This is a genomic window from Eximiradius proteiniborus, assembly GCF_058546985.1.
This window is the reverse complement of record NZ_CM178592.1, coordinates 637,321-651,762: the sequence shown is the minus strand read 5'-3', so window position 1 is coordinate 651,762 and position 14,442 is coordinate 637,321. Positions and strand designations below refer to the sequence as shown.

General features: G+C 35.9%; 11 protein-coding genes. 5 read left to right on the top strand and 6 right to left on the bottom strand.

The window, feature by feature from the left end; all coding sequences use genetic code 11:
* Window position 1: 1 nt before the first annotated feature.
* On the bottom strand, window positions 2-490 hold the full coding sequence (locus ACY2LT_RS02735; RefSeq protein ID WP_491816219.1) for a hypothetical protein: 489 nt from the start codon (window positions 488-490) through the stop codon (window positions 2-4).
* Between the two features lie 149 nt (window positions 491-639).
* Between ACY2LT_RS02735 and ACY2LT_RS02730 the strand changes: the two genes are divergently transcribed.
* Window positions 640-876, top strand: coding sequence for a hypothetical protein (locus ACY2LT_RS02730; RefSeq protein ID WP_491816217.1), 237 nt, complete (start codon window positions 640-642; stop codon window positions 874-876).
* A 252-nt stretch (window positions 877-1,128) separates the two neighbouring features.
* Here ACY2LT_RS02730 and asnS read toward each other — a convergent pair whose 3' ends face one another.
* The gene (gene asnS / locus ACY2LT_RS02725; protein WP_491816215.1) at window positions 1,129-2,481 is read right to left on the bottom strand and encodes an asparagine--tRNA ligase; all 1,353 of its coding nucleotides are present in this window, start codon (window positions 2,479-2,481) and stop codon (window positions 1,129-1,131) included.
* Window positions 2,482-2,934: 453 nt separating this feature from the next.
* Between asnS and ACY2LT_RS02720 the strand changes: the two genes are divergently transcribed.
* From ACY2LT_RS02720 to ACY2LT_RS02705, 4 genes are all read left to right on the top strand, one after another.
* On the top strand, window positions 2,935-3,471 hold the full coding sequence (locus ACY2LT_RS02720; protein ID WP_491816214.1) for an NADH-quinone oxidoreductase subunit NuoE family protein: 537 nt from the start codon (window positions 2,935-2,937) through the stop codon (window positions 3,469-3,471).
* Entirely contained in the window at window positions 3,468-6,596 is a 3,129-nt protein-coding gene (gene nuoF / locus ACY2LT_RS02715; RefSeq protein ID WP_491816212.1) for an NADH-quinone oxidoreductase subunit NuoF, read from the top strand. Before ACY2LT_RS02720 ends, nuoF begins: the two co-directional genes overlap by 4 nt.
* A 12-nt stretch (window positions 6,597-6,608) precedes the next feature.
* Window positions 6,609-8,381 (top strand): NADH-dependent [FeFe] hydrogenase, group A6, encoded by a 1,773-nt coding sequence (locus ACY2LT_RS02710; RefSeq protein WP_491816211.1) that lies wholly within the window; start codon window positions 6,609-6,611, stop codon window positions 8,379-8,381.
* Between the two features lie 284 nt (window positions 8,382-8,665).
* Complete coding sequence (locus ACY2LT_RS02705; protein ID WP_491816210.1) at window positions 8,666-10,840, top strand: peptidylprolyl isomerase; 2,175 nt, start codon at window positions 8,666-8,668, stop codon at window positions 10,838-10,840.
* A 107-nt stretch (window positions 10,841-10,947) separates the two neighbouring features.
* Here ACY2LT_RS02705 and ACY2LT_RS02700 read toward each other — a convergent pair whose 3' ends face one another.
* Genes ACY2LT_RS02700 through ACY2LT_RS02685 form a run of 4 tightly spaced genes read right to left on the bottom strand, consistent with a single transcriptional unit; the run spans window position 10,948 to window position 14,416 of the window.
* Complete coding sequence (locus ACY2LT_RS02700) at window positions 10,948-11,730, bottom strand: enoyl-CoA hydratase/isomerase family protein (RefSeq protein ID WP_491816208.1); 783 nt, start codon at window positions 11,728-11,730, stop codon at window positions 10,948-10,950.
* Between the two features lie 19 nt (window positions 11,731-11,749).
* Window positions 11,750-12,796 (bottom strand): hypothetical protein, encoded by a 1,047-nt coding sequence (locus tag ACY2LT_RS02695; RefSeq protein WP_491816207.1) that lies wholly within the window; start codon window positions 12,794-12,796, stop codon window positions 11,750-11,752.
* A gap of 33 nt (window positions 12,797-12,829) precedes the next feature.
* Window positions 12,830-13,642 (bottom strand): hypothetical protein, encoded by an 813-nt coding sequence (locus ACY2LT_RS02690; RefSeq protein ID WP_491816205.1) that lies wholly within the window; start codon window positions 13,640-13,642, stop codon window positions 12,830-12,832.
* 9 nt (window positions 13,643-13,651) lie between these two features.
* Window positions 13,652-14,416: a hypothetical protein gene (locus ACY2LT_RS02685; RefSeq protein ID WP_491816203.1), complete on the bottom strand. Its 765-nt coding sequence runs from the start codon at window positions 14,414-14,416 to the stop codon at window positions 13,652-13,654.
* Window positions 14,417-14,442: the final 26 nt, after the last annotated feature.

Below are 14,442 nucleotides of genomic sequence, written 5' to 3'. Positions count from 1 at the left end.
TTTAAATCTCCTTAAAAGTATTCAACAAATTGTTGTAAATATAAATTTTCTTTTTTTGATGCTTTCCTTTCCATTTTTTAATCACTTTCACCTCTTCTTCTTCGTTGGGATGCCCGCCGTGGGCAATCACCACAACGTCTGCTTGCTTGCTTCCCTTTCTTGCCAAATCTCTAAGCACCCCAACCCTTTGCGATCCCGTCTGCTTCACCTGTGTCGCTCTTCCATCGAAATATATATCTGTGTCGCCACTCTCCCTTTCGCCCCTTTGTGCGTTCAGCTCCACCTTCCCAAACTCTGCCAGCCTCCCGGCAAGCTCCCGCTCGCCGTCCATCACCGCCCGACGCTGCTTCGATGCCTTCGCATACTTACTACGCCACGAATCGTGCACCGCAACATCGCCGACCACCTCGCCCGAAAACGCCACCCACCTGTGCCTACAATTCCACCCGCCACAAAAATACTCCACCGCCAAACCCTGACCGTTATCCATCGCTCGTATCTCCTCTATCGAATACACCTTGCCAACCCGCTCCCGACAAAATGGACGCGCTCCCGCTACCGCTCCCATATACCTAAAATACTTCACCCCACTTTCCAAAGACCTCTCTATCATCCCTTGACGTGCTATCCCTATCCGTATTGTGTTTTGCAAAGTGTAGTAATGCTGCTGCTTTGCCCGACCCAACCGCTCAAGCCGCCGAGCCACCTCTCTGTCGCTCTCGTTTCGCACTATCGCACGCCTTACAATCTCAAACACCTGGCGGTCGAACCCCTCACGCAATCGCACCACATCCTTCGCCATTTCCTTTATTGCACTCGCCGGCAAAAACAGTTGATCATCCGCGTTGTATATTGGCTAAAATTTCGTATCTTTGACAAAAATAGAAAAGTTTGTCCTTAATAAACTCAGGCTATATGCCGCAGCAATTTTATGCTAAACCCTCCTTCGAGGAGGGTTTTTTATTATGTTATTTTATAATCTTAGTTATTTATAAAAGGATACTACAATATCTTCCCTATCTACTCTAAAAGAATAAAGCAAATAGTGTCATAATAATTCGAATAGTGTCTGAGCAAGAAAAACAATTATTCAATCTCGACTGAAAAAGTCAAAAGCCAATTTCAACTTTATGGCACTATTCTATATATCATTCTTGGAAATGGTATTGTTTCACGAATATGAGCAGCACCTGTAATCCATTTTACTGTGCGTTCCACCCCAAGACCAAATCCACTATGCGGAACTGAACCGTACTTTCGCAAGTCCAAATACCATTGGAAAGCATCAAGAGGTAAATTGTGTTCAACAATTCTTTGGTAAAGAGCATCGAAATCGTCTTCACGTTGGCTGCCTCCAATAATTTCGCCACCTTTTTCCGGTGCAAGCATATCCATTGCTAAAACTACTTTTGGATTTTCTGGATCGCGTTTCATATAAAACGCTTTTGCTTCTGCTGGATAACGATGAATAATACAAGGTTTGTCGAACTGCTCCATAATTGCCTCTTCCTGAACAGCCCCAAAATCTTCACCCCAAGGAAACGGCAAAATATCAACTTCTTGACCATCAATTTTCTTTTTAAGAGGAATGTTGTTTTTATGAAGCCAATCGACAGCTTCTGAGTAACTCATTCTATAAAATGGACGTTTAATTTTTTCTAACTTAGTTGTATCGCGTTCTAATATTTCAAGCTCTTTTTGACAAGTTTTCAAACAGTATTGAACTATGTATTCTACGAGATCTTCTGCTAAATCCATATCATCATCCAAGTCGAAGAATGGCATTTCTGGCTCAACCATCCAGAATTCAGTCAAATGTTTGCGAGTTTTTGAACGTTCAGCACGGAAAGTAGGACCGAAAGTATATACTTTACCTAATGCCATACACGATGCTTCAGCATAAAGCTGTCCTGATTGCGAAAGGTATGCACTCCCAAGATCGAAATATTTTGTTTCAAACAATGTTGAGGTGCCTTCACAAGCACTTGGAGTAAGGATTGGCGAATCCATTAATTTGAAGCCATTTCCATCGAAAAAGTCGCGAATTGCTTTAATTACAGAAGCACGAACGCGCATAATCGCCATCTGTTTAGAAGAACGCAACCACAGATGACGGTTTTCAAGTAAAAATGCATCACCGTGCTCTTTTGGAGTGATTGGATAATCTTTTGCCAAATGATATATTTTTAAATCAGTAACATCTATTTCAAATCCTCCGGGTGCTCTATTATCTTCCCTGACCGAACCTGTCAGAGAAATACTCGACTCTTGTGTTAATCTTTTAGCATTTTCAAATATTTCTTCTGAAACATTTCCTTTGAATACAACACACTGAACAAATCCTGTTCCATCTCTTAACATAATAAATACAAGTTTCCCTTTTTCTGTTTTATTATGAACCCAGCCATTTAGAGTGATGGTTTCACCTACATAATCTTTCAATTTTTCGATATTCTTGTAACTTTTGTAACGAGATTCCATAAATACTCCTTAAAATGTTTCTATTCAAACGAAAATTTTACAAATATAAGCAAAACTAATATAATATTATAAAAGTTTCAACAAACGAAATTTAGACTTAATAAATATATTAAAAAAAAGTCATTCGTGAAAATATCTGCAATTCAAATTCAAGGTTTTCATTATGTTTAGAATTTAGAAGAATATAAATGATGAACCAATTATGAACTCTTGATGAATTAAGCCAGAAATGTAGAAATATCAATAATTTTAGCGAAAAAATTTTTGGATAATACTGATAATAAGTGCTAAATTAGCAATTAGAGAATTTTATCTCTAATATTGTTGATATGTTTTAGATTAAACTAAATGTTAATTATAAAAATAATGAAAATTTTATCAGAATATAGTGTAAACTCAACTTGTTGATTTATTTAACAATTAAAATTATCCACTAACAAAGGATTGTTTCCTATGTCCCTTGAAAAATGTCCCGAATGCTCAAAAGAGCCAACAGAAGATGAACTATTGGCTCAATTTGAAGAAATTCTTGATGGTTATGTAGGTAAACCCGGCGGATTAATTCCCGCACTGCAAACTGCACAAAAATTATTCGGCTATCTCCCCAAACGAGTTTTGCAGCTCATTAGTATGAAGCTTGACATACCTTACAGTGAAGTTACTGGTGTTGTTAGCTTTTATTCTTTTTTCACAACAGTTCCAAAAGGTAAATATATGGTTAGAGTGTGCTTAGGAACTGCTTGTTACGTTCGTGGTGGAAAAGATGTTCTGGCATCACTCGAAAAAGAACTTGAAATTTCCGTTGGAGGTACTACAACAGATGGGTTGTTCTCTCTTGATGTAGGGCGTTGTTTTGGTGCTTGTGGTTTAGCACCAGTTATTATGGTTAATGACGAAACTCATCAAAGAGTTAAACCCGAAAAAGTAAAGGAAATTATCGATTTTTACCGTGATATTGAAATGACAATAATTAAGGAGAAAGCAGGATGATAAAAGCAGAGAAAATAAATAGCATTGAAGAATTGAGAAAAATAGGCGATGCCGTTAGAAATGAAAATTTAAAAATTGGAAATGAAATTGCTGATAAAATTTTAGTTTGCGCTGGTGGTGGTTGCATTGCTTCAGGTTCGCTGATGGTGAAAGCAGCTATCCAGAAAGAACTAAAGGAACACGGCATCGATGATAAAGTTCTTCTTGTTGAAACAGGTTGCTTGGGACCTTGTTCACGTGGTCCGGTTATAGTAACTGCCAAAGACAAAATCTTTTATCAAGGTGTATCCCCCGATGATGCAAAAGATATTGTTGAAAAGCATTTAATAAAAGGCGAGATTTTGGAACACCTTTGTTGGAAAGACGAAGCTACCGATAAACCTATTCCAGTGATTACTGATATAGATTTTTTCCGTCGTCAGGTGAAAATTGTTCTTAGAAATTGTGGAGAAATTAATCCATTAAGCATTGAAGAATATATCGGTAGAGATGGTTATCTTGCTTTGGCTAAAGTAGTTACTGAACATAGCCCTGAATATATCATCAATGAAATGAAAAAATCCGGGCTTCGCGGACGTGGTGGGGCTGGATTCCCTACCTGGCTGAAATGGTCATTTGCTCAAAATAGCAAAAGTGATGTTAAATATATGCTTTGCAATGCTGATGAAGGAGACCCAGGCGCTTATATGGATCGTTCAATCTTGGAAGGCGACCCACACAGTGTGATTGAAGGTATGGCAATAGGTGCTTATGCAATCGGTGCTTCGCAAGGTTATATATATGTCCGAGCAGAATATCCATTGGCAGTTGAAAGACTTCAGGTTGCAATTGATAGAGCTCGGGAATGTGGTATTTTAGGCAAAAATATATTTGGCAGTAATTTCTCATTCGATTTAGAAATCAGAATGGGCTCGGGCGCTTTTGTATGTGGTGAAGAAACAGCATTAATTCATTCAATTGAAGGAAAACGTGGTGAACCGCGTCCACGTCCACCGTTCCCTGCAGAAAAAGGTTTGTGGGACAAGCCTTCCGTATTGAATAACGTTGAGACTTATGCTAATGTGCCTGTTATTTTACTAAAAGGTGGCGATTGGTTCGCACAATTTGGCACTGAAAAGAGCAAAGGCACTAAAGTTTTTGCTCTTGCTGGCGCAATCAATAATTCTGGGCTTGTCGAAGTACCAATCGGAACACCACTTGGTGAATTGATTTATGATATTGGAAATGGCATTCCTAATGATAAAAAATTCAAAGCAGCACAAATTGGTGGTCCTTCAGGAGGTTGTGTTCCTAAGCAACATTTGAATGTGCCTCTCGATTATGAATCGTTGAATGAACTTGGAGCAATAATGGGCTCAGGTGGATTAATTGTTATGGACGAGGACACCTGTATGGTTGATGTTGCTAAATTTTTCCTTGAATTTGTCCAAGACGAATCTTGCGGAAAATGCGTTCCTTGTCGCGTTGGAACAAAACGAATGTTAGAAATATTGGAAAGAATAACAGAGAAAAAAGGACAAGAAGGCGATATTGAACTTCTTATTGAATTAGGTGAGCAAATTAGAGATACATCACTTTGCGGATTGGGACAGACTGCTCCAAACCCTGTATTATCTACAATTAGACATTTCAGGCATGAATATGAATCGCATATTCTCAAAAGACATTGTGAAGCGGGAGTTTGCCGAGGGCTCGTTCGTGCCCCATGTCAAAGTGCTTGTCCTGCTGGAGTGGATATTCCAGGATTTGTTTCTCTCATTGGTGAAAGACGATATGCAGAAGCTTTACGTTTGCATAGGGAACGTAATCCTTTTGCAGCTGTTTGTGCTCGTGTATGTTTTCATACTTGCGAAGATAAATGCAGAAGAGCAACACTTGATGCACCAGTTTCAATCCGTGCTTTAAAAAGATTTATGGTAGATCAAGAAATCACAATTCAGTTGCCAGAAGTTCGTGAAAATGATAAAAATGCTAAAACAAAGATTGCTATTATTGGTGCAGGTCCGGCAGGTCTTTCTTGTGCTTATTTCCTTGCACGTCTTGGTTATCGCCCACACGTTTTTGAATCAGAACAACGTCCAGGCGGTATGTTGGTGCAAACCATTCCAGCATACAGACTACCGAGAGAAACATTAGCTCGCGAAATTCGTATGATTGAAAATATGGGCGTTGATATATTGACAGGAAAAAAACTTGGTGTAGATTTCACACTTTCAGAATTAATAGAAGATGGTTATAAAGCAGTGTTTCTTGCAATTGGTAATGCTGGAAGTATCAACTTAGACATCAAAGGGTCGGATGCAAAAGGTGTTACAACTGCTATGGAATTTCTGAGAACATATAATTTAAGAGGTTCTGTCCCTGTAGGGAAAAATGTCGTAATTGTTGGAGGTGGCAATGCTGCATTCGACGCTGCACGTTCTGCAATACGCTTGGGTGCAGAAAAAGTAACTGTTATTTATAGACGTAGCCAGGATGAAATGCCAGCTTATGTCGAAGAAATTGATGAAGCATTGCAGGAAGGTATTACATTAATGCCACTTACTAATCCAGAAGAAATACTTACTGAAAATGGAAAAGTAGTCGGAATGAAATGTACTCCTATGAAACTTGGCGATTTCGATCGTTCCGGGCGTCGCAGACCAATTAAAGAAGAAAAAACTTTCGTTGTTGAGTGTGATCAGGTAATTTTAGCTGTTGGACAAGCAATAGAAAATCCAGAAATCTTTGAAAAAATAAAATTAAAAATGAATAATAACGAGAATATTATTGTTGATCCTGTTACTCAACAAACATCAATTCCGTGGTTGTTTGCAGGTGGTGATGTTGCCGTAGTTGGAAATTCAGATAGAACTGTGATTGAAGCAATTGCTGCCGGAGAACGTGCTGCAGTTGGTATTGATACATACATAACAGGTAATAATCATGCTTTCTGGCGAGAAGAAAAACCTAACGATACATTATTCGATCCTGATGCTGATCCAGCACCATATCCACGTGTGAAGATGCCTCTTCTTTCAGTTGATAGAAGAAGAAATAATTTCAATGAAGTTGAGCAATCTTACACCGAAGCCGAAGCAATTCGCCAAGCTAAGAGATGTTTAAGATGTGATTATGGACATTAATTGGAGAATAAAATGATTACATTAAGTATAAATAATATCAATGTAGAAGTTCCGGAAGGAACAACAGTTTTAGAGGCAGCCAAGAAAGTTGGCATCAATATACCAACACTTTGCCACTTCGAAGGTAAAAAGCCACTTGGTGCCTGCCGTGTTTGTCTTGTTGAAATTGAAGGCGGGCGAGCACTCGCGGCTTCCTGCTCCACTCCTGTAACAAACGGAATGAAAGTATTTACAAATACCAAAAGAGCTCGGCTTGCAAGAAAAACAGTAGTTGAACTTTTGCTCTCTGAACATAATGGAGAGTGTAAAACTTGCGACAGAAACAACGATTGTGAATTACAGAATTTAGCTTTTCAAATGGGCATTGAAGACATTCGCTTAAAAGGAGAAGTTGCTAAAGCACACATTGACAAATCTACACCAGCATTAGTTCGAGACAACGGAAAATGTATAAAGTGCCGTCGTTGCGTAACTGTATGCAACGAGGTGCAAGCTGTTGGAGCATTATTCCCACAAGGACGGGGCTTTTCTTCAATGATTAGTCCTGCATTTATGTCAGATTTAAATACAGTAGCTTGTGTCCAGTGTGGACAATGTGCTGCAGTTTGCCCTGTTGGAGCCATTTCCGAAAAAAGTCATATAGACGATGTCTGGAAAGCACTCGACGACCCAACAAAAATGGTTATAGTGCAAACAGCTCCAGCTATCAGAGCCGCTCTGGGTGAATGTTTCGGTTATGAACCAGGGACATTGGTAACTGGCAAAATGGTAACCGCATTGAAGCAATTAGGTTTCGATAAAGTTTTCGATACAAATTTTACTGCTGACCTAACAATAATTGAAGAAGGAACCGAATTGCTGATGAGATTGAAGGATAAAATCGTTAATGGGAAGAAGGTTTCCCTTCCTCAATTTACAAGTTGCTCACCCGGCTGGATAAATTTCGTTGAATATTTCTATCCAGAATATACTGAAAATTTATCAACTTGCAAATCGCCTCAACAAATGTTCGGTGCTTTGGCAAAAACATATTATGCTGAAATATTGTGCAAAGATATTGATGAAATTGTTGTAGTATCGGTAATGCCTTGCACAGCTAAGAAATTTGAATGTCAGAGAGAGGAAATGAATGCAAGTGGAATTCAGGATGTTGATTATGTACTGACAACACGTGAATTAGCAAAAATGATAAAACAAGCAGGAATTGATTTTACTTCGCTTCCAGATTCAAAAATGGATTCGCCATTAGGACTATCTTCAGGTGCAGCTGATATTTTTGCAAACACAGGTGGGGTGATGGAGGCTGCAATTCGAACTGTTTATGAAATTGTTACCGGAAGAGAATTGCCACTCGAAAATCTACACGTCGAACCCCTAATGGGATTAGATGGTGTGAAAACGGCTTCTTTAAAAATTGAAGACACACAACCCGATTGGTCATTTCTGGAAGGCGTAGAACTGAAAGTTGCTGTTGCTCACGGACTATCTAATGCAAGAAAATTATTCAATGCAATTGAAAATGGAGAAGAATATCATTTTGTTGAAGTGATGACTTGCCCTGGAGGATGTATTGGAGGTGGTGGACAGCCACGATTTACTGATGATTCAGTTCGTCAGAAACGTTTATCAGCTATATATGCTGAAGATGAAGGTAAAGAAATCAGGAAATCTCACGAAAATCCAGACATTAAACGCCTTTATGAACGCTATCTCGGGAAACCACTTGGAGAAACATCACATCACCTTCTCCATACACATTACAAAAAGAAAGAAATTTTTAAATAATTCCATTTATTAATAATGAGAAAAGAGGCTGTTTCATAATATTATCAGACAGCCTCTTCTTATTTGAAACAAAAAATATTGAACAAAATCTATCTTTTCGAATATTAAATTTCATCTAATTAAATTATCATTTCGCAGGTATTAAAATTATTGCATTTTATTAGTATTTTACAACTTATTCATTTTGAAATTAATGTATTCATAATTAAATTTGTAGTTTGTATTGCACTTTATTGAAAATAATAACAATTATATTATTATAAAAAATAGGAGAATTGATATTAATGGGAACTTTTGAAAGAATTAGGAAAATTTCACCTTATGCACTGGCTGCTTTTGTAGTCATTTTTGTTGGTTTTATGGTAGCAAGCGATGCAGATATTTCTACACTTTTGCAACAAGGTAGCAACCCTCAAACTGCTGCAATTGCCTACATAAATGGTGAAAAAATCCTCTACAAGGACTTTCAGGAAAGAGTAAATCAAGCAATTGAACAGCAAAGAGCACAAATGCAAAACCCAGAAGCTGAAATTGACCAAAATCAAATAATGACACAAGTCTGGGACCAAATGATTTCTGAAATAATTCTAAAGCAAGAGGCAGAAAAGCTTGGAATAAAAGTAACTAATAATGAAATTGTAGATGTTTTAATTGAAAATCCACCTGATTTTTTGGCTCGTTCATTTACTGATACGGCTGGGAATCTCAATAAACAAATCTATTATGATTTAATCACAAATCCAGAAAATATTGTCAAATATATGGGGCGTGACCCGAATCAAATACCTATCGAAGAAAGAGAAAAGGCAATTAATGATTTCAGAAACGACTTGATTAAGATTGAGAATTATCTGCGTTCTCAAAAACTAAATGAAGCTTTGAACACAACTATTACAACTGCTGGTAGCTTTGTTTCTCCTATGTATGCTAAAACAGTTTACAAGGATGAAAACAGCTTTGCTGATGTTCGTTTTATTCATTTGGGTGCCAAAGATATTAATGTTGATAATATTAAAGTAACTGATCAAGAAATCAAAGATTATTTCGAAAAAAATAAGAAATTCTACAAAGGAGAAAACCAAAGAAAAATAAAATTCGTGCGAATTCCTATTCAACCATCAAAAGAAGACTCAGTACGTGCTGAAAAAAGAATTCAAAAAATATTAGATGATTTAAATACTCTTCAAGATATTGCTGCTATTGATAGTGCATTCGAAGTTAGATTAAGCGAATTCAGTGGAGAAACTTACGATTGGAAATTAATAAAAGATATAGATCCAAGTCGCCTTTCCTATTTAGCAAATGCAGTAGAAAAGCAAGTTATCGGTCCGGTAAAGTTATTTGATGGGACTTATTTCTTCCGTTTAGACGGACGTCGTAAGGGAGAAAATGAAGTTGTTCAAGCAAGCCATATTTTAATTTCTTTTGGAAACAATAAAGATAGTGCAAAAGCTGAAGCTGAAAAAATTCTGAAACGTGCTCGCTCTGGTGAAGATTTTGCTAAATTAGCACAAGAACTTTCCCAGGATAAAGGTTCAGCTATGCAAGGCGGCGATTTAGGATATTTTGGTAAAGGACGAATGGTGAAACCTTTCGAAGATGCAGCTTTTGCAGCTAATCCCGGTCAAATTGTAGGTCCAGTTGAAACTCAATTTGGCTATCATATAATAAAAGTAATGGACAAAAAATCTGACGAGTTGAAATATAGCGAGATAAAAATTACACCTACAATCTCCAATCCAACACGTAATAAGCTGTTTATGGATGCTCACTCATTTGTAAAACAAGTTGAAGAAGGAAAATCATTTGATGAATTAGCCAAACAACTTAAATTAAGAGTAGATACATCCGATTTCATCTCAAAAACATTCCCTCTATTTGGTTCTTGGGCACTAACAAATGAGGTATTTGAACTTAATGTTGGTGGAATAACGAAACCCAAAGAAACAAAACAAAATGAAATTGTAATAATGCAGGTTATTGACGCCGTTAGTGAAGGCACACCAAGTTTAGCTGTTTACGAAAAGGAAATTCGTAGAAATATAATTCGCAAAAAGCAAATTGAAATGCTGAAAGACAAAGCACAAAAAGTTTATAACGAAGTAAAAGCGTTGGGTGATTTAGCTAATGTTACAAACCATAACGTCATTCATCAAGAAAAATTAAGCAATAACGGTCAAGTACCTGGTGTTGGTATGGACGTTATATTCACAAATTCAGTTATGAATGCAGAAACTGGTAAAATTTTAGAACCAATTCGTGGTGAAAACGGTTGGTATATTATTCAGGTTTACTCTAAAACTATTCCAAATGAAAACGAAGTGAATTCTAAATATCAAGAAAAAGCTCGTGAGCTCCGCCAAAATGCACGTGCATCTGCTTATGGTAGTTGGTTCCAAACAGTTAAGCAAAAAGCTAAGATTGAAGACTATCGTTCCAAATTCTATTCTGAATACTAAAAACTGAAATATTGTCAGAAAAAAGGCTGCTCATCCAATAGAGCAGCCTTTTTATTCTGAAAATGTATCAATTATTTTATATAATCAACTATTAATATCAGCTATCATTACTCATTTTGAAAATCAGGTAATCTTTTCTCTAAATAAGCAAGTGTTCCTTCTTTAAAATCTTTAGTGTTGCAAATTTCACCAAACTGCTGACTTTCGTAATGAAGACCTTCGAGTAGAGACATTTCAAAGGATTTATTAATACAATCTATCGATGACTTGATAGCCAATTTGCTGTTTCTAAAGCAAGTATTTAAAAATTCCAATGTTTTCGAGAGTAATTCTTCTTGCGAGAAAATCTTATTGACTAAACCTATTCTGTAAGCTTCGTTTGCATCAATCATCGCGCCAGAGATAATGAGTTCAATAGCTTTTGACTTGCCTACAATTCGAGGGAGACGTTGAGATGCACCATAACCCGGCATAACACCTAAACTAACTTCTGGCTGTCCAAGCTTGGCATTATCAGAAGCAAAACGTATATGACAAGCAAGAGCAAGTTCACACCCACCTCCGAGTGCATATCCGTTTATTGCCGCAACAACAGGAATTGTTAATTGTTCAATTCGTTTAAAGACATAACTACCATATTCAGAAAACAGCTTTCCAGTTTGTTTATTACATTCGTGTAATTCAGAAATATCTGCACCAGCTGCAAAAGCTTTATTGCCAGAACCAGTAATTATTAGTCCGTATATAGCATTGTTTGTCTCAATATTTTTGATGCAATCATCAAGTTCATCTAACATTTTTTTATTAAGAGCATTTAATTTTTCAGGACGGTTAAGCCTAATTATGGCAATTTCCTTATTAATCTCGAATATTATTGTATCGTAAGGCATTTGGAGTTCCTATTGAAATTTAATTAATAAAGTTTTTACTAAGTTGCTGCTCATAACCAGGGATGATCTGATCAATGAGTCCTTCAACAACAAATCTCATTGGTAACATCTTCGCTTTTATTTTGCCAATTCCGGGAACGTAATAAATCGATAGTACTCTTTCAAGATTAAGAGGTAAATTACCAAATTGTGTTTGTGCATTACCAACAAATTTAAATTTATAATCGACCTTAACAGCATTTTGAAATGTTGTAGAGCTAATAGTAGTTGATACACTTCCTTTGTTTATCCCATCAATTGTAAGTTCACCATTAATTGTACCGAATGAAAATTGTTCATTGACAAATGTATGAGAATATATACGCCAGTCATTTTGGTTCGGGTTAATAATTTTCACCCATTGATCAGTTATTTCGAATGGCAAAACCAATCCCGAAGATCCAAAATTCACTAAATCATCAAACCAACTCGAATGAGCGAAGTAAGTATTATTTACTTTATAAAAGTATTGATTTTTGTTTTGATTATATTGATTAGAATTATCAAAAGAAGAAAAGCTCAAAAATTTGTATGCTTCTTGCTGCAAAATAAATTCTTTACCAACACAAACCAAGCTATCTAAAGTATAATAGTTCATAATAGGATTTGAGTTAGTATCAAGTTGATATTTTTTATAAACCCAATACCATCCGTTGCCCAAAGGCAAAAGATCTCCACTAAGTACATTTACAACAAAATCTGTTTCGCTGTAATAAGTTTTACCTTTGTATGTAATTGAAATTTTACCTGTTGTTGCTCCAGAAGGAACAAAAGTTCTGATAACAAATTGATTGTTTGAAGCTGCTTTGGTAATTGTATCAATAACAGCTACTTTTCCATTAAATTTCACTTCAAGTTCAGATTTTTTATTAGTAAAGCCTTCAATGACAATTTCAACTACATTCCCAACCGAACCTGATGTTGGAGCAAAATAAATAATCCTGTTCTCTGTCGGTTGAGTGGAATTATCATCGCTACAACTTGCTAAAAATAGAATAGCAATAATAACATATACAATTTTTTTCATTACCTCTTCCCTACTTTACAAAAATTATAAGGATTATTTACTAACATTATAACGAACTAAATTTTTCTGATAGCCTTCAATATCAAATTGTTGAGTTCCCATAGTTCCCAAATTAATTTCAATTGTTTTAGATTCAAGAATTGTTTTAACCAACCCAATATTTTCAACGAAATAAAATCTTTGAACTAAAAGAACTTCAATCGGAAAGCTTAGAATAGTGTAGCTCAGATTACCCTTGATCGAATGATTCAATACAACTTCGACAGCATCGAAAGAATTATTTCCTATTGAAATTTTTGTAGTGGAAGCATTTCGAGTTGCTTTGACCGTATAGTTAGCATTAAATTTTAGGGAAATTGGGAGGTTCGGAAGCTGAACAGTTTCATTCGCAAACTGGTGAGAAAATACATCCCAGTTTGTTGCCTGAAAATCAGCAAGAACAATCCATTTGTTTTCAATTTTGTCTATTGGCAATCCGAAAACAGAGTTTGTTGGTAATACATATTTTGTCTCTGTATATAATTTAGGTTTTTCGTAGTAAAAATGGTAACGAGCTGTTTCTATAGGCAAATCATTTATCATCCAGGAATATTGAACAAAAGGATATGCCACTTTTTCAAGATATGTAATACTTGAAGCTGTTACAACGGAATCATTTCTTTTGGTATCAGGCTTGATTTGGTTTTGCATATCTAAATCATATTTCTCATAAAACCAGTAATTCCCTGATTTAAGAGGAAAATAATTCTTTTCTGTAGAATTATCAATTGGATTGTTGTTGTTGTCATCGTCTGAACAAGCAACAAAGAAAAAAGGCAACAAAAATAGCAAAACATACTTTTTCATTATTTACTCCTATTTTATTAAATATTTTGTTAATACAGATTTCGAACCAGGGAAAGTAAAACCAAAAAGTTGTACTTTGGTTGGAAGATTTGTTTGCTGAACAAGTCCAATTCCATTTACAAACTGAATATAAATTTTTTGTTCAAAATTTAAATTGACAGGAATGGGAGCTTGTTGTAATTTCAAATTCCCGTTGAAAGCAACGTTGAGATAAAACTCGTTTGATTGAAATTTCTTGTTGTTCAAATAGAAATCTTTTTTACCTTTTTTTTCTCCTGTGATAAGCAATTTCCCAGAAATTGTACCTAATCCCATAAACACTGTTTCAGGTATCTCATCTTCGTAAGCTTTCCAATCATCATCATTCATATCAGCAACTTTTACCCATTGCTCTTTAAAAGTAAATGGCAAGCCTAATTGGCCACCGCCTTGTAAAAACTGGTTGAACCTACTCGAATGCATATATATTTTTTGATTTTCTTCATACATATAATATTCAGATGTAGCCAATTCTTGTCCATTGTAATTTTTTGTTGTGGAAAAAAATATTGTTCCTACTCTATCAAGTAAAGTTTTTTGACCAGTAACTACCACAGAATCATAGTTATTGGATTTTTTCTCAATGTTATTTGAATCAATACTATAATTATCGAATATCCAAAAAGAAGAAAGACTTCTTGGTTGGATTTCTGAATTTGTTTGTGAAGTAGTATCATTATCAGAACAAGAATATAGTAAAAAAGCAATAATCAATAGGAAAATAAACTTATTCATAGATATCTCGACTATTTTATATGAAT